General features: G+C 73.0%; 17 protein-coding genes and 1 tRNA gene. 14 read left to right on the top strand and 4 right to left on the bottom strand.

The window, feature by feature from the left end; all coding sequences use genetic code 11:
* Genes NUV38_RS12915 through NUV38_RS12905 form a run of 3 tightly spaced genes read left to right on the top strand, consistent with a single transcriptional unit; the run spans position 1 to position 3,559 of the window.
* Positions 1 to 1,206 carry a S8 family serine peptidase gene (locus tag NUV38_RS12915; RefSeq protein WP_257729512.1) on the top strand — a complete coding sequence of 402 codons (1,206 nt, stop codon included), beginning with the start codon at positions 1 to 3 and terminating at the stop codon, positions 1,204 to 1,206.
* Positions 1,203 to 2,150 carry a 1-aminocyclopropane-1-carboxylate deaminase/D-cysteine desulfhydrase gene (locus NUV38_RS12910; RefSeq protein WP_257729511.1) on the top strand — a complete coding sequence of 316 codons (948 nt, stop codon included), beginning with the start codon at positions 1,203 to 1,205 and terminating at the stop codon, positions 2,148 to 2,150. Before NUV38_RS12915 ends, NUV38_RS12910 begins: the two co-directional genes overlap by 4 nt.
* A gap of 41 nt (positions 2,151 to 2,191) precedes the next feature.
* Positions 2,192 to 3,559 (top strand): NAD(P)/FAD-dependent oxidoreductase, encoded by a 1,368-nt coding sequence (locus tag NUV38_RS12905; protein WP_257729510.1) that lies wholly within the window; start codon positions 2,192 to 2,194, stop codon positions 3,557 to 3,559.
* A 3-nt stretch (positions 3,560 to 3,562) separates the two neighbouring features.
* On the opposite strand, the gene NUV38_RS12900 is transcribed toward NUV38_RS12905, so the two are convergent.
* Positions 3,563 to 4,555, bottom strand: a complete 993-nt coding sequence (locus NUV38_RS12900; RefSeq protein WP_257729509.1) for a DNA topoisomerase IB — start codon at positions 4,553 to 4,555, stop codon at positions 3,563 to 3,565.
* 114 nt (positions 4,556 to 4,669) lie between these two features.
* On the opposite strand from NUV38_RS12900, the gene NUV38_RS12895 reads away from it, so the two are divergent.
* Positions 4,670 to 5,632: a PHB depolymerase family esterase gene (locus NUV38_RS12895; protein WP_257729508.1), complete on the top strand. Its 963-nt coding sequence runs from the start codon at positions 4,670 to 4,672 to the stop codon at positions 5,630 to 5,632.
* Between the two features lie 135 nt (positions 5,633 to 5,767).
* Here the strand turns inward: NUV38_RS12895 and NUV38_RS12890 are convergent, their stop codons facing one another.
* Entirely contained in the window at positions 5,768 to 6,316 is a 549-nt protein-coding gene (locus NUV38_RS12890; protein WP_257729507.1) for a TetR/AcrR family transcriptional regulator, read from the bottom strand.
* 58 nt (positions 6,317 to 6,374) lie between these two features.
* Between NUV38_RS12890 and NUV38_RS12885 the strand changes: the two genes are divergently transcribed.
* The 9 genes from NUV38_RS12885 (at position 6,375) to NUV38_RS12845 (ending at position 12,294) form a co-directional block, all read left to right on the top strand.
* On the top strand, positions 6,375 to 6,836 hold the full coding sequence (locus tag NUV38_RS12885; RefSeq protein ID WP_257729506.1) for a PaaI family thioesterase: 462 nt from the start codon (positions 6,375 to 6,377) through the stop codon (positions 6,834 to 6,836).
* Between the two features lie 87 nt (positions 6,837 to 6,923).
* Positions 6,924 to 6,996, top strand: a tRNA-Arg gene (locus tag NUV38_RS12880).
* Positions 6,997 to 7,213: 217 nt separating this feature from the next.
* Positions 7,214 to 8,170 carry a hypothetical protein gene (locus tag NUV38_RS12875; protein WP_257729505.1) on the top strand — a complete coding sequence of 319 codons (957 nt, stop codon included), beginning with the start codon at positions 7,214 to 7,216 and terminating at the stop codon, positions 8,168 to 8,170.
* A 7-nt stretch (positions 8,171 to 8,177) separates the two neighbouring features.
* Positions 8,178 to 8,813, top strand: coding sequence for a hypothetical protein (locus tag NUV38_RS12870; protein ID WP_257729504.1), 636 nt, complete (start codon positions 8,178 to 8,180; stop codon positions 8,811 to 8,813).
* A 105-nt stretch (positions 8,814 to 8,918) separates the two neighbouring features.
* The gene (locus NUV38_RS12865; protein WP_257729503.1) at positions 8,919 to 9,206 is read left to right on the top strand and encodes a hypothetical protein; all 288 of its coding nucleotides are present in this window, start codon (positions 8,919 to 8,921) and stop codon (positions 9,204 to 9,206) included.
* A 90-nt stretch (positions 9,207 to 9,296) separates the two neighbouring features.
* Positions 9,297 to 10,301 carry a PHB depolymerase family esterase gene (locus NUV38_RS12860; protein WP_257729502.1) on the top strand — a complete coding sequence of 335 codons (1,005 nt, stop codon included), beginning with the start codon at positions 9,297 to 9,299 and terminating at the stop codon, positions 10,299 to 10,301.
* Positions 10,298 to 11,095 carry an HAD-IIA family hydrolase gene (locus NUV38_RS12855; RefSeq protein WP_257729501.1) on the top strand — a complete coding sequence of 266 codons (798 nt, stop codon included), beginning with the start codon at positions 10,298 to 10,300 and terminating at the stop codon, positions 11,093 to 11,095. The genes NUV38_RS12860 and NUV38_RS12855 overlap by 4 nt, the downstream gene beginning before the upstream one ends.
* A 106-nt stretch (positions 11,096 to 11,201) precedes the next feature.
* Positions 11,202 to 12,098, top strand: coding sequence for an NAD(P)-dependent oxidoreductase (locus NUV38_RS12850; protein ID WP_257729500.1), 897 nt, complete (start codon positions 11,202 to 11,204; stop codon positions 12,096 to 12,098).
* The gene (locus NUV38_RS12845; RefSeq protein WP_257729499.1) at positions 12,088 to 12,294 is read left to right on the top strand and encodes a hypothetical protein; all 207 of its coding nucleotides are present in this window, start codon (positions 12,088 to 12,090) and stop codon (positions 12,292 to 12,294) included. The genes NUV38_RS12850 and NUV38_RS12845 overlap by 11 nt, the downstream gene beginning before the upstream one ends.
* Before the next feature lie 8 nt (positions 12,295 to 12,302).
* On the opposite strand, the gene mscL is transcribed toward NUV38_RS12845, so the two are convergent.
* Both mscL and NUV38_RS12835 read right to left on the bottom strand, forming a co-directional pair.
* Complete coding sequence (gene mscL, locus NUV38_RS12840) at positions 12,303 to 12,686, bottom strand: large conductance mechanosensitive channel protein MscL (RefSeq protein WP_257729498.1); 384 nt, start codon at positions 12,684 to 12,686, stop codon at positions 12,303 to 12,305.
* An 85-nt stretch (positions 12,687 to 12,771) separates the two neighbouring features.
* A complete protein-coding gene (locus NUV38_RS12835; RefSeq protein WP_257729497.1) occupies positions 12,772 to 13,380 on the bottom strand; it encodes an SAF domain-containing protein in 609 nt (202 codons plus the stop codon).
* 133 nt (positions 13,381 to 13,513) lie between these two features.
* Between NUV38_RS12835 and NUV38_RS17115 the strand changes: the two genes are divergently transcribed.
* Entirely contained in the window at positions 13,514 to 13,672 is a 159-nt protein-coding gene (locus NUV38_RS17115; RefSeq protein WP_308219699.1) for a hypothetical protein, read from the top strand.
* The last annotated feature ends 47 nt before the right edge of the window (positions 13,673 to 13,719 follow it).

Raw genomic sequence — 13,719 nt, 5'->3', positions numbered from 1 at the left:
GTGACGCCCCGACGTCGTCGTCCCCCTGTCGCCGTGATCGTCCTCGCCACGACGGTCGCCGGGCTGCTGGCGTCCGGGATCACTCCGGTCGCCGCGTCGGACGCCGCGCCGGTGGACCGGGCGGCGGAACGGATCGTCGCCCGCGCGGCGGACGGCCAGCCGCTGCGTGTGGTCACCACGACCCTCGGGCCACAGGGTCGCCCCGAGATCAGCACCACCGTCGTGCCCAGTCGCAGTCGAGCCAGGCTGCTCGTGGCCCGTGCCCTGCGCGACCGCGACGTCGACGCGGTGTCGCTCGCGCTGCCCGTGCGCACCACCGCCTCGAACGACACCCTCCGCCCCAGGCAGTGGGGACTGACCCGGCTCCAGGCCGAGGCCGTCTGGACGCGAGCGAACGGTGCCGCCACCAGGACCACGAGGCGTGCGGTCGTCGCCGTCGTCGACACCGGGGTCGACGCCACGCACAGCGACCTCAAGGGCAACGTGCTGGCGGGCTACGACGTGCTCGCTCCCGGCACCAGCGCGGCGGACCCGAACGGCCACGGCACGCACGTGGCCGGGATCGTGGCCGCCGTCGCGGGCAACCGTCGCGGGGTGGCCGGACTCGCGCCCCGCGCGGCCGTCCTGCCGATCAGGGTGCTCGACTCGGCAGGTCGCGGCACGAGCGACGCGGTCGCGCGCGGCATCGTGCGTGCGGCCGACCGCCGGCCCCACGTCATCAACCTCTCGCTGAGCATCCCCGGCGACGATCCCGCCGTGCGTCAGGCCGTGGCCTACGCCCAGCGCAAGGGCGTCCTCGTGGTCGCCGCGGCCGGCAACACGGGGTGTGGCCTGCTCCGACGCACGCAGTACCCCGCCGCCTACGCAGGGGTCGTCGGCGTCGGCTCCGTCGACTCGTCCCTGGCCGCGTCGCGCTTCAGCAGCTGCGGATCCTGGGTCGACGTCGCCGCACCGGGGGGCGGCATCTGGTCGACCGTCCCGCGGCAGAACCGGATGAGCTGCGCCGCGACCTACTGCTCGCTCAGCGGCACGTCGATGGCGGCGCCGCACGTGGCCGCCGCTGCGGCGATGGCCATGAGCCGGCGCGGCTGGAGCGCCACCACGGTGGCCTCGCGCCTCGAGCGCACCGCCCGCGACCTCGGTGCCCGCGGCAAGGACCAGACCTACGGAGCCGGTCTGCTCGACGTGAGATCGCTCGTGCGATGACCTTCCTCGCACGCCGCTTTCCGGAGGCCGACCTGCCGTGGGTCCGCCTCGGGACCGGCCCCACGCCGGTGCGGGAGCTCGACGGCTTCTGGGTCAAGGACGAAGCAGGCTTCGGCGACGGCGGGTGGGGCGGCAACAAGGTCCGCAAGCTCGAGTGGATCATCCCCGAGCTCCATCGTCGGCGTCGCGGCGTGATGTTCACCGTGGGTGGCATCGGGACCCACTGGGGTCTCGCCGCCGCGCTCTACGGACGTGAGCACGGGCTGCGCGTGGTGCTCGGCCTCGTCGACCAGCCGGTCGACGACCACGTGCGCGAGCAGACACGTCGCCTCGACGCCTCCGGTGCCGACATCCACCGGTTCCGGTCGGTGCGGAGCCTGAAGCGCATGGCGCCCCTCCTGCTCGCGCGCTACGCCGACGGGCTGCGTCTGCCGCACTACGTCCCGGCCGGCGGATCGACCGCGGTCGGCAGCCTCGGCTACGTCGAGACCGCGCTCGAGATCGCGGAGCAGGTCCGCGCCGGTCTGCTGCCCGAGCCAGCCACCGTCGTGACGGCGGTCGGGTCCGGTGGCACGGCCGCAGGTCTCACCCTCGGCCTGCGCATGGCGGGCCTGCGCTCGCGGGTGCTGGGCATCGTGGTCAACGACGCCTTCCGCCTCGACGCCGTGACCATCGCGCGCCTGGCCGACCAGACGGCTGCGCTCCTGCGGACCCGCGGCGCTCCGGTGGAGGAGCGCATCGGTCCGCGCGACCTCGTGGCCGACGCGTCGTGGCTCGGCGAGACCTACGGCGCCGTCACGCCCGAGGCCGAGGAGGCCCGCGCCTGGGCCGCCGACCAGGGGCTGGAGCTCGAGCCGGTCTACACGGCCAAGGCGCTCGCCGCGATCCGTGGGAGCGCCCTCGACGGGCCGGTGCTCTACCTGCAGACCCACGGTCCTCGCTGACGGGACTCGCCCCGGTGGGTGCCATGACGCAGGATGGCGTCATGACGACGTGCGACGTGGTGGTGATCGGTCTCGGACCCGGTGGCGAGGCGCTGGCGGCCCGACTGGCAGGGGAGGGGCTCGAGGTCGTGGCCGTGGAGTCCGGCCTCGTGGGTGGCGAGTGCCCCTACTGGGGCTGCATCCCGTCGAAGATGTTCATCCGTGCCGCCGGCGCGATCGCGGAGACGCGGCGCGCGGTCGAGCTGGCCGGCGCCGCGACGGTCGAGCCCGACTTCTCCGTGGTCGCGAGGCGCATCCGTGAGCAGGCCACCGACGACTGGGACGACACCGTGGCCGCCGAGCGGCTCGAGAAGTCGGGTGCGCGCCTGGTCCGCGGTCACGGTCGGCTGGCCGGCCCCGGCGTGGTCGAGGTCGACGTGTCCGGCGGGGGCACGCAGCGCATCGAGGCCCGGCGCGGTGTCGTGCTCAACCCGGGGACGCGGGCCGCGGTGCCACCGATCGACGGCCTCGCCGACACGCCCTTCTGGACGAACCACGAGGCCCTCGAGGCCACCGTCCTGCCGAGCTCCCTCGTGGTGATCGGCGGTGGACCGATCGGGCTCGAGCTGGCGCAGGCGTTCGCACGCTTCGGCAGCGAGGTCACGGTGGTCGAGGTCGGCCCCCGGATCCTCGGCCCCGAGGAGCCGGAGGCCTCCGACGTGCTGCGGGGAGCCTTCGAGCGCGACGGCATCGACGTGCGCGAGGGCGACAGCATCACGTCGGTCTCCCACGACGGCACGCAGTTCACCCTCGAGCTGGCCTCGGGCACCGTCCACGCCGAGCAGGTGCTGGTGGCAGCCGGGCGCAAGCCGTCCATCGGCGACCTGGGGCTGGAGACCGTCGGCCTCGATCCTCACGCCCGGTCGATCGAGGTCGACGACGCGATGCTCGCGACGGACGGCGTGTGGGTCGTCGGCGACGTGGCCGGGCGGGGCGCCTTCACCCACGTCTCGATGTACCAGGCGGACCGCGCGGCCCGCGCGATCCTCGGGGAGGACCTGCCCGACTACGACACGTCGTTCCCGCGGGTGACCTTCACGGACCCGGAGGTCGGCGGCGTCGGCCTCACCGAGAAGCAGGCGCGCGACCGCGGTCTCGACGTGGCCGTCTCCACCACCGACCTCGCGCAGAGCTCGCGCGGGTTCACCCACGGCCCTGGCGCGGAGGGCGTCGTCAAGATCGTCGTCGACACCGCCCGCGACGTCGTCGTCGGTGCCACGGTGGTCGGACCGGCCGGGGGCGAGACCGTCTCGGGTCTCGCGGTCGCCGTCCGCGCCGAGGTCCCGGTGGCGACGCTGCGGAACTCCGTGTTCGCCTACCCGACCTTCTGGCGAGCGGTCGAGAGCGTGCTGCAGGACGTGGCGGAGTAGCCCTCAGCCCTTGCCGAGCAGCTCGAGGACCTGCTTCTCCAGCGTGCGGCTCACCGGCTCGCCCGGAGCGACGGGACGGTGGCCGCCGGCCACCACGACCCCGTCGTCGAAGAGGTCGACGACCCGCGGGTCCACGTACGACGACCGCGCGACGGCCGGCGTGTTGCCGAGGTGCTCGGAGACCTCCCGCATGGCGGCGGCCACGGACTTCTTTCGAGCGGTCTTCGTGGACGCGTCCGACGAGGAGAGGGCGGCCGCCGCGATCACGGTGCCGCGCCACGTGCGGAAGTCCTTCGCCGAGAACTCCTCGCCCAGCATCTCCTTCACGTACTCGTTGACGGCCGACGCGCCCAGCGCCGACCAGCCGTCGTCGCCCCGGTACGCCAGCAGGACGTCGCCACCGGTGCGGCGGCGACGCAGCGGCTCCAGTGCCGAGATGAGCCGCTCGTCGCGCAGCGAGACCTCCAGGTCCTGGCCACTCTTGGCCACGTAGGCGAAGACGAGCGTGTCGGCGGCGCGTCGGACGTGCTGCTTCTCGATGGTGGTCAGCCCGTAGCTGCCGTTCTCGTCGGCGTAGCGGTCCGACCCCACCCGGAAGATCCCGAGGTCGAGCAGTCCGAAGGCCAGCGCCGAGACGCTGCGCAACGTCGACTCGTCGGTGACCTCGTCGCGGGCACGGTCGCGGACGTCGAGCAGCGCCGCGGCGAAGCCCTCCATGTGCACGAACTTCTCCGCGTCACGCCGTTCGCGCCACGCCGGGTGGTACAGGTACTGACGTCGGCCGGCGTCGTCGGTGCCGACCGCCTGCAGGTGGCCGTTCTGCACCGGACAGATCCAGACGCGTTCCCAGGCGGGCGGGATCACGAGCTGCTTGCAGCGCTCGACGTCGATCTCCTGCAGCGGGGCGCCGTCCTGGTCGAGGTAGCGGAAGCCTCGGCCGTGTCGCACCCGCGACCAGCCGTCCATCGAGGCGGAGACGCGACGCAGCCGGACCATGCAGCGACCGTAGGTCGCCTCCGTGGCCCCCGCGACTCGAGACGAGGGCGTGCTCGTGCCGTCGATGACGCCGTGTCGACCACGTGGCGAGGCGCCACCGGGCAGACTGGGGCCGTGCGAGCTCTCGTCGCGGTCGTCGCCCTGTCCCTTGCCCTGGGCGCCTGCACGCGCGGTTCGGCAGGACCCGAGGCGGGACCGACCGGCATGCCGTCGACAGCCGGTTCCGCGGGGACGTCCGCCGGCTGCGGGTCCGTGCCCGACGACGTCACGGGGGCGACGCGCGACGTGACCCGGAGGATCCCGGTCGACAGCACGCTGCGGCAGTACATCGTGCACGTGCCGACCGGCTACGACGGCTCACGTCCCCTGCCCGTCGTCTACCTCTTCCACGGCCTCGGCAGCTCCGCCGCGGAGGTCGCGACGTACGCCTCGTTCCCGGCGGCCGCCGACGACCGGGACTTCATCCTCGTCTCGCCGCAGGCCACCGGGACGCCCAGCACGTGGGACGTCATGGCGCCCGCCTCCACTCCCGGATCCGACGCCGCGTTCTGGCTCGAGCTCACGGCGTCCCTCGGCGACGAGTGGTGCGTCGACGACGACCAGCAGTACGCGGCCGGCATGTCGAACGGGTCGGCCGTCGTCTTCGCTATGGCCTGCTCGGGCGACTTCCCGTTCAAGGCCTACGGCGGGGTGTCCGCCACGTTCTACGACGAGGCCGCCTGCGGTGGGGCCCCTCCGACGTCGTTCATCTACTTCCACGGCACCGGCGACGAGGTGGTCCCGTTCGACGGCGGGGAGACCCCGCTCTTCCCCGTCCGCTCGGTCGACGCCGTGATGGCCGACTGGGCGAAGCACGACGGCTGCGACGCGCAGCCACGCACGAGCGAGGTGGCCTCCGACGTGGAGCTGGAGCGGTGGCGCGGCTGCGACGACTCCGCGCGCCTCGAGGCCTACGTGATCGAGGACGGCGGGCACACCTGGCCGGGTGCCGACTTCGAGGTGCCCGTGCTCGGGAAGACCACGTCCTCGATCGACGCGACCGACCTCATCGTCGAGTTCTTCGGGTTGGACGACTGAGGGGCCGGGACGGATCTGGACGAGACGCGGTAGGTCGCGCGGCGACGATGTGCTGGTGCGCCCGTCGCGCGGGACGCCGAGCAGCCGTTACGTTGGAGTACCTCCCCCCGTGCCGACCCCTGGAAGGCCACTGGCCTAGGTGCGGGGGGAGGCCCCGAGCAGCCCCGGCAGGTGGCGCCTGACGTCGTCGAGGGGCTCCGGGTCCCGAGCCACCCGTGAGCGCAGGATGGCGCCCTCCACCGCGCTGATCGCCACGCTGGCGGCGCCCGGATCGCCCGTGGTCTCGGAGAGCAGCTCGTGCAGGCGCTCGAACACCGCCCGGGCGGCTGCGTTCACCACCGGGTCGTCGTCGACCGCCGCGGCCGCGATCGGACAGCCCAGCGCTCCGCCGTGGCGCCGGACCTCCCGCTCCCACCAGTCCAGCAACGCCTCGAGCATCGCGACGGCGGGCTCCGCAGGGGCGGCTGCGGCGCCGTCGGTCATGAGTCCCTCCAGGTGCCGTCCTGCGACCCGGACCGCCTCGGCGACGAGGGCCGGCTTGCCGGCGGGGAAGTGCTGGTAGATCGAGCCGCGCGCCGCGCCGCTGCGCTCCAGGACCTCGGCCACGCCGGTGCCGTGCACCCCGCGCTCGCGCACCAGCGCAATGGTGGCGGTGACGATGCGATCCCTCGCTCCGGTGGCCATCGGTCCACTATAGACCGATCGGTCTATAGTGAGTCATCGTCGATCGAGAGGGTCCGTCATGACGTCGCTGTCAGCCGAGCAGCTGGAGCACCTGAAGCAGCTCACCGGGCTGGAGTTCCTCCGGACCGCCTTCGCGGCCGAGGACAGGCCGCCCTTCATCGGCGACCTCCTCGGTCTCGAGGTCGAGTCGCTGGAGGAGGGGACGGTCATGTTCTCGGTGCCGACCAAGCCCACCTTCGCCAACCCCCTCGGATCCCTGCACGGAGGCATCTGCGCGACCCTGCTCGACTCGGTGATGGGCTGCTCGATCCACTCGACGCTCGAGGCGGGCGTCGGGTACGGGACGCTCGAGCTCAAGGTCAACTACATCCGGACCGTCCCGGTCGACGGCGCACGTCTGGTGGGGACCGGTCGCACCATCCACGTCGGACGCCAGGTGGCCACCGCCGAGGGCTCCATCGTCGACGCCTCCGGTCGGCTCGTCGCCCACGGCACCACGACCTGCATGATCTACCGCTGACCCGCCGAGTCCGGGTCGGCTGCGCCCCGCACCCGGCGCGCCTGCCAAGATGGGGGTGCGTCGGCTCACTTCGGGGTTCGGCGCCCCGCCCCCGTAGCTCAGGGGATAGAGCAACGGTTTCCTAAACCGCAGGTCGCAGGTTCGAATCCTGCCGGGGGCACCCACGGCTTGGCCGGGGTGAACGTGGTGCGGCCGCGGCAGGGAAACGGTTTCCTCAACCGCAGGTCGCAGGTTCGAATCCTGCCGGTGACCCGAAAGGTCCGGGCCGCGCCGGGTCCAAGGTCCCCTTTCGTGCGAGAGCGCCCTACCGGCGCACGCGGAGCTCCATACTGGTCGCGGCCCGCCCCTCTGTCTCGTCCGGAGCACCGATGTCCCTCATGAGCGCTCGCTCGCCTCTTGCCCGCCTCGCCGTCGCGGGCGCCTGCGCCGTCGCCGGTCTGGTGACCGTCACCGCACCCGCGCTCGCCGACGACACCACCGCGACCGACGTCGACGGCTCCGAGGAGTCGACGCCCACCTCCGTCCCCGAGAGCTCCGAGGCTCCCGGCGGCGAGTCCGGCGTCGAGGGGCGCACCACCCCGGAGGCCGGGACGCCGACGTCGGAGGCACGCTCCGAGGCGACGTCGACCGAGGACACGCCTGCCCCGAAGGTCACCGACGAGGCCGATGCGGCCGAGGAGGTCGTGCCGAACTACGGGTCGCGGAAGTTCCGGGTGGGTGTCCGCCTCGCCGACGACAGCGACCTTCCCGCCGGGACCATCACCGAGGGCAGCGTGCTCCGGGTGACGGTGACCAGCCAGGACGGCGCCGACTCCGAGACCTTCGACTGCACCACGATCGCGGTCGGAGACCCGGGGAGCGGCGACAGCCAGTGCGAGGGTGACCTGTTCCGGCCCTACCCCAACCAGCCGGAGCGTCGCGCCGCCGCCCGCGGTGTCGACATCGAGGATCCCGGCCAGCCCTCGACGGACCGGTTGAACTGGTACTACACGACGCCGGGCGCCACGGTCACCGTCCAGCACCTCTCGTCCCCGGGCGGGCTGGCGCCCGAGACGACGACTGCCACCGTGACCCCGTGCGAGGTGAGTGAGACCGACGTGCTCTTCTGCGACGACACCGCCGACGTGTGGTTCGAGCTGGGGGCACCGAGGCCCGTGGAGCCGGTCGACCCGGCCGATCCCTCGAACCCGGCCGATCCCACGGAGGCGACCGACTCGGCACGTCTGCCCGACACCGGCGGCGCGGACCAGGCCCTGCTGGTCCTCGGCCTCGGCATGGTCGCTGCGGGCGGGGTGGCGGTCGCGGCCGGGCGACGACGCCCCGCCGTCGACTGAGCCTGCTGTGCTCGGACCACACGTCTGGCGTTGCCGCGCGCTGCGGCCCGACGGGACGACCGCGTGGTTCGCGTCCGTCGTCGGCGACGCGCGACCGGACGGTTCGACGGTCGAGCGGCCCGTCGAGGAGGCCGAGCGGCTGGTCCAGGGGGAGACGGTGCTGTGCCGGCTCGTCCCGGACGCCGACGGCGCCCCGGCGCACCTGGAGCCCGCTCCGGCGCTGCTGGACCGGATCGGCCCCGTGTGGTTCGTGCAGGTCCACGAGCCCCAGGAACGTGAACCGGCCACGAACCTCGTCGCCTTCACCGGCGGCACGATCGAGCCGGGCACCGTCCTGCAGGGGCGTGTTCCTCGCGACGCGGGCGCGCGCAGTGCCGACCAGGCCGGCGCGGTGCGGTGGTGGCCCCGCACAGGGGAGGTCGACCAGGTCTACGTGGCACCCGCTCGTCGGCGCACCGGGCTCTCGACGGTGCTGCTCGCGGTCGCCGGGACGGTCGCCACGGCCTCGGGCTCGGTGCCGCTCTGGGGCGACGGCCAGCGCACCGCTCTGGGGGAGCGCATGAAGCAGGCGTCGGCGTGGAGCCATCGGTTCGCCGAGCTGGAGCACCTGGTCGCGCCCATGACGCCCTTCGACGAGCGGTAGGGCGGTCCGACGACGTCGACGCGCGGTCGGCCATCGCGCCGACGCGCGCACCGAGCGGAACGGACGTACGCTCACCGCACCACGCTCGCGCAGCTCGGAGGCCCCATGTCACGACCGGACGAAAGCTCCTGGACCGTGGTCGTGTACGAGGTCAGCGGCGTGCGCGAGCAGCAGCGGATCCTCGCCGACTTCCACACCGCGGCGATGAGCGGCGTGGTCGCGCTGGGCACCCACAACGGGTCCAGCGTCTACGTCGTCGTCGAGTGCCGGGGCGCGGGCGACCAGTGGTTGGTCGACGCCGTCGTGCACCAGATCGACCCCGACGCCCGGTGCACCAGCGAGCACCCGCAGCCCGCGGGGCTCGCAGCGGTGGTCGCTCCCGCCGACGGCTGACCGTCCGGAGGGGTGCGCACCCGGAGCACGTGTGACGGTCGACGCGTCGACGATGCCGGGACCGGGTTCCGCGCCGCGTAGGATGTGCCCGTGGTGTCCCTGGTCCGTCGTGCTCGCACGCCTGCGTCGGGACCGCTCCTCGTCCTCCTCGCGTCGGTGCTCACGGCGACCCTCGTGCTCGCCGGCACCACCATGGCGCGTTCCGACGAGCCGGCGGCCCCGCCCGTCGCCGATGGTCCGTGCAGCACTCCCGCGCCCGGCATCATCGGCACGAGCGAGCGCACCATGACCTTCGGTGGCGTCGATCGGCGCTACCTCGTGCACGTGCCCGCCAGCTACGACGGCAGCCGCCCGCTGCCGGTCGTCGTCCTGTTCCACGGTCTCGGACGTGACCCGGAGTCGATGCTGCGCATGACCCGCATGGACCAGCTGGCCGACACCGAGGACGCCGTGGTGGTCGCCCCCCAGGCTCTCGGCAAGGTTCCCGCGTGGCGGTTCCGCGAGGTCGACGGTCGCGAAGGGGCCGACCTGGCCTTCGTCGACGCGCTCCTCGACGACGTCCGCAGCACCACCTGCACCGACGAGTCGCGCACCTACGCCGTCGGCTTCTCCAACGGCGGCGCCCTCACCATGGCGCTCGCGTGCCGCGACGACGACCGCTTCGCCGCGTACGCGTCGGTGGCCGGTCCCTACCGCACACGGGAGTGCGCCGAGGCCCCTGCGCGACCCCTGATCGTCTTCCACGGCATGAAGGACAAGGTCGTCCCGCTCAAGGGGGCGGTCAAGACCAGGATCGGGAGCCTCCCGTCCGCAGTCCTCACGACCGCACGCTGGGCCGAGCAGAACGGGTGTCGGCCGGGCGAACGCACCAAGCTGCCCGGTGGTGTCGTCCACCTCGTCTACACCCCGTGCGCGGGCGGTGACGACGTCGAGGCGTACTTCCTGGGCGCCGGCAAGCACCGCTGGCCCGGTGGTGACGCCCCCGGCGCCACCGTCGACTCGCCCCGCACGGCACCGGCCAAGGGCGACGTGGACGCCACCCAGCTGATCTGGGACTTCGTGCGCACGCACTCCATCGACCAGGAGAAGCCATGACCAAGCCCGTCGTCTCGTGGCTCACCGACATGGACGGCGTCCTCGTGCACGAGGAGCGCGCGATCCCGGGTGCGGCCGACTTCATCGCAGCCCTGCGCACGCAGGAGCGCCCGTTCCTGGTGCTCACCAACAACTCGATCTTCACCCCGCGCGACCTGCGGGCCCGCCTGCACGCCGCCGGTCTCGACATCCCGGAGTCGGCGATCTGGACGTCGGCCCTGGCCACCGCCAAGTTCCTGAGCGAGCAGCGTCCCGAGGGGACCGCCTACGTGATCGGCGAGGCCGGGCTGACGACGGCCCTGCACGACGTCGGCTACGTGATGACCACCCGCGACCCCGAGTACGTGGTGCTGGGCGAGACCCGGACCTACTCCTTCGAGGCGATCACCAAGGCCATCCAGCTCATCGAGAGCGGGGCCCGGTTCATCGCCACGAACCCCGACCCCACCGGACCCTCCCCGTCGGGCAGCCTGCCGGCCACCGGATCGGTCGCGGCGCTCATCACGAAGGCCACCGGCGTGGAGCCCTACTTCGTGGGCAAGCCCAACCCGCTCATGATGCGCACGGCGCTGAACCGCATCGAGGCGCACTCCGAGACCACTGTCATGATCGGTGACCGCATGGACACCGACGTGCTCTCGGGTCTCGAGGCCGGCCTCCGCTCGATCCTGGTGCTCACCGGCTCCACCTCACCGGGCCAGGTCGACCGTTTCCCGTTCCGGCCCACCCGCGTCCTCGACTCGATCGCCGACGTCGTCCCCCTCGTCGCCGAGTTGGCCGACAGCGACGTCTGAGGGCCCTGGGCCCGGTTCCGCTATCCTGGTCCGATCGATCGCCCGACCGGCGTTCGACACCAGTCCACACACGGCGGTACACCACCCGACGTCACGGAGCCAGAACGTGAAGGTCTTTCTCACCGGAGCCAGCGGAGTCATGGGCCGCTCGACGATGACGAGTCTCGTCGATGCAGGACACGACGTCGTCGGTCTCGCCCGGTCCGACCGGGCCGCCTCGGTCGTCGAGGCCCACGGCGGCCGCCCGCACCGCGGCACCGTGTTCGACGCCGACGCGCTCGTGGAGGGCATGCGGGGCTGCGACGTCGTCATCAACTTCGCCGGGCAGATGCCGGTGGGTCTGTCGATGCTGCGCCCCGGCGCGTGGCGGGCCAACGACCGGATCCGGGCGATTGGCTCCCAGCGGGTGGCCCAAGCAGCCCTCTCGGCCGGTGTGCCGCGGCTCGTGCAGCAGAGCCGGTCGTCCATCTACGCCGACGGCGGCGACGACTGGATCGACGAGCAGGCCCCCGTCGAGATCACTCGCGACACCGACACGGTGGCCGAGGCCGAGCAGCACGCCGAGGCGGTCCGCCGGCACGGCGCCGACGTGGTGGTGCTGCGCTTCGGCCAGATCGTCGGCCCCGACCCCAGCTCGCGCTGGATGGTGCGCCGAGCCCGGTCCGGCCGGCCCACCGGCTGGGGCGACCCGCAGTCGTGGGTCCACCTCGTGCACGTCGACGACGTCGGGACCGCAGCGGAGTCGGCCCTCACCGCGCCGGTGGGCACCTACAACGTGGGAGCCGAGCCCTGCCGTCGTGCCGACCTGGCTGAGCAGCTCGCGCTCGCGGGCGGACGCCGCGGCGGGCGCTTCCACCACCGCATCACCCAGAGGGTCGCAGGCGTGCGGCTCGAGACGTTCTCGCGGTCCCAGCGCATCAGCTCGCAGCGCTTCGGCGACCGCGCCGGCTGGCACCCCCTGTTCCCGAAGCTCACCCCGGACTGGCTCGACGGTGTCGGCTGACGACGAGGCGCGGCGCGCAGAGCAGGAGCGTCGGCGCCGGGCCGCCCTGCTGCTCGGGGACCTGCTGCCCGACACCACCCGCGACGAGCGCGACGACGACACGTCCTCACCCCCACGCACGAAGGGCGGGACGCCCGCACCGTCTCGTCGTGACGACGAGCTGATGCGGGACGTCCCGCCCCACCACGGCGGCTAGGCCAGAGGTCAGCCGATCGGACGCTGCAGCGAGTCGCGGATCTCGCGGAGGAGCTGGATGTCCTCGCTGACGCCCTCGGGCTCGGGCTCCTTGCCGCGCGAGAGGCGCTCGTTGATGGTCTTCATGGGCACGACGACGACGAAGTACACGACCGCCGCGGTCAGCACGAAGGTGATGATGGCGGTGATGAACGCCCCGTAGGTGAACACCTGGCCGTTCACCTCGAAGCTGCCGCCTGCCGTGCCGCCGCCGCTGACCAGCCCGATCAGCGGGTTGATGAACGAGCTGGTGAACGCGCTGACGAGTGCGGTGAACGCCGTGCCGATGACCACCGCGACGGCGAGGTCGACGATGTTGCCGCGCAGAAGAAAGTCCTTGAATCCCTGGATCATGGTGTCCCCCTAGGACAGTTGGAAGGGTCGTCCTCGAGCGTAGGGCACGGGGTGCGCGCCTCCGAGCACCATCGCCGCGGCCGCCTCAGGCGGTGCCGGGGGAGACCGCCACGACGCTGAGCTGCGCCTCGAGACCGACACGGGCGAGGGCCAGGGCGGTCTCGCGTGGCGTCTGGACGGCGAGCGTGGCCTCCGCGGCGCCGTCCGGCGCGGGCACGGCAGCGACCTGTGCCGACTCCGCGACGACCGTGGCCCTCGGTCCGTCGTCGCGCGCGGCCACGGCCACGACGTCGACCCGGTCGCCCACCCGCAGTCCCTGGGTGGCGGCTGCGTCGGCCAGGCGGAGCGTGGTCACGACGTGCCCCTCGGGCAGCTGGTCGCTCGTGCCGGACGAGAGCACCCGGGCGTCGGTGAACACCTCGCCGGCGCGCATGGGGCCGCCGACGCGTCGACCGACGAGGGACTCGTCGTCGGTGACGACGCCGGCGGGGGCAGACGTCCGGGGGAGCCGGGCGACGGTGACGTCGGCGTCGGTGAGGGCGTGCCCGCTGGGCAGGTCGGCCGCCGCGACGGGCACCGTGACCGTGTCGCCGGGCTGGCGGATCGCGACCACCGTGAGGAGCACGGCGAGGCCGGTGCATACCGCGGCCAGGAGTCGGCGGTGGTCGAGCAGAACGGAGCGGAGTCGGTCCATCCGTGCAGGCTAGGGAGAGCGGGTCCCCCGCTCCAGCGGCCGTCCACAGCCCCGGCGCGGCTCGCCGGGTGCGGACGACGACGCGGCACGGGGGCCGGGGTCAGGAGGCCCAGGTCAGGAGGAGGAGCCTCCGGTGGACGTCGAGCTGCTCGACGCCGAGCTGCCCGAGGTCGAGCTGCCCGAGGTCGAGCTGGACGTCGAGGTCTTCTCCTTGGCCGCGCCGGAGTCCTTGCTCGCCGAGGAGCTCGAGGTCTCCGACGAGGTCGTCGTCCCGCGGCTGTCGTTGCGGTAGAACCCGGAGCCCTTGAACACCACGCCCACCGCGTTGAACACCTTGCG

The sequence above is a fragment of the Aeromicrobium sp. 50.2.37 genome (genome assembly GCF_024655735.1).
GTDB lineage: Bacteria > Actinomycetota > Actinomycetes > Propionibacteriales > Nocardioidaceae > Aeromicrobium.
This window is presented reverse-complemented; position numbering and strand designations above follow the sequence as displayed.

Excerpts from the sequence above, each read along its gene's own strand:
- NUV38_RS12910 (WP_257729511.1), top strand. The coding sequence starts at position 1,203 with ATGACCTTCCTCGCACGCCGCTTTCCGGAGGCCGACCTGCCGTGGGTC.
- NUV38_RS12905 (WP_257729510.1), top strand. The coding sequence starts at position 2,192 with ATGACGACGTGCGACGTGGTGGTGATCGGTCTCGGACCCGGTGGCGAG.
- NUV38_RS12900 (WP_257729509.1), bottom strand. The coding sequence starts at position 4,555 with ATGGTCCGGCTGCGTCGCGTCTCCGCCTCGATGGACGGCTGGTCGCGG.
- NUV38_RS12890 (WP_257729507.1), bottom strand. The coding sequence starts at position 6,316 with ATGGCCACCGGAGCGAGGGATCGCATCGTCACCGCCACCATTGCGCTG.
- NUV38_RS12885 (WP_257729506.1), top strand. The coding sequence starts at position 6,375 with ATGACGTCGCTGTCAGCCGAGCAGCTGGAGCACCTGAAGCAGCTCACC.
- NUV38_RS12875 (WP_257729505.1), top strand. The coding sequence starts at position 7,214 with ATGAGCGCTCGCTCGCCTCTTGCCCGCCTCGCCGTCGCGGGCGCCTGC.
- NUV38_RS12865 (WP_257729503.1), top strand. The coding sequence starts at position 8,919 with ATGTCACGACCGGACGAAAGCTCCTGGACCGTGGTCGTGTACGAGGTC.
- NUV38_RS12855 (WP_257729501.1), top strand. The coding sequence starts at position 10,298 with ATGACCAAGCCCGTCGTCTCGTGGCTCACCGACATGGACGGCGTCCTC.
- mscL (WP_257729498.1), bottom strand. The coding sequence starts at position 12,686 with ATGATCCAGGGATTCAAGGACTTTCTTCTGCGCGGCAACATCGTCGAC.
- NUV38_RS12835 (WP_257729497.1), bottom strand. The coding sequence starts at position 13,380 with ATGGACCGACTCCGCTCCGTTCTGCTCGACCACCGCCGACTCCTGGCC.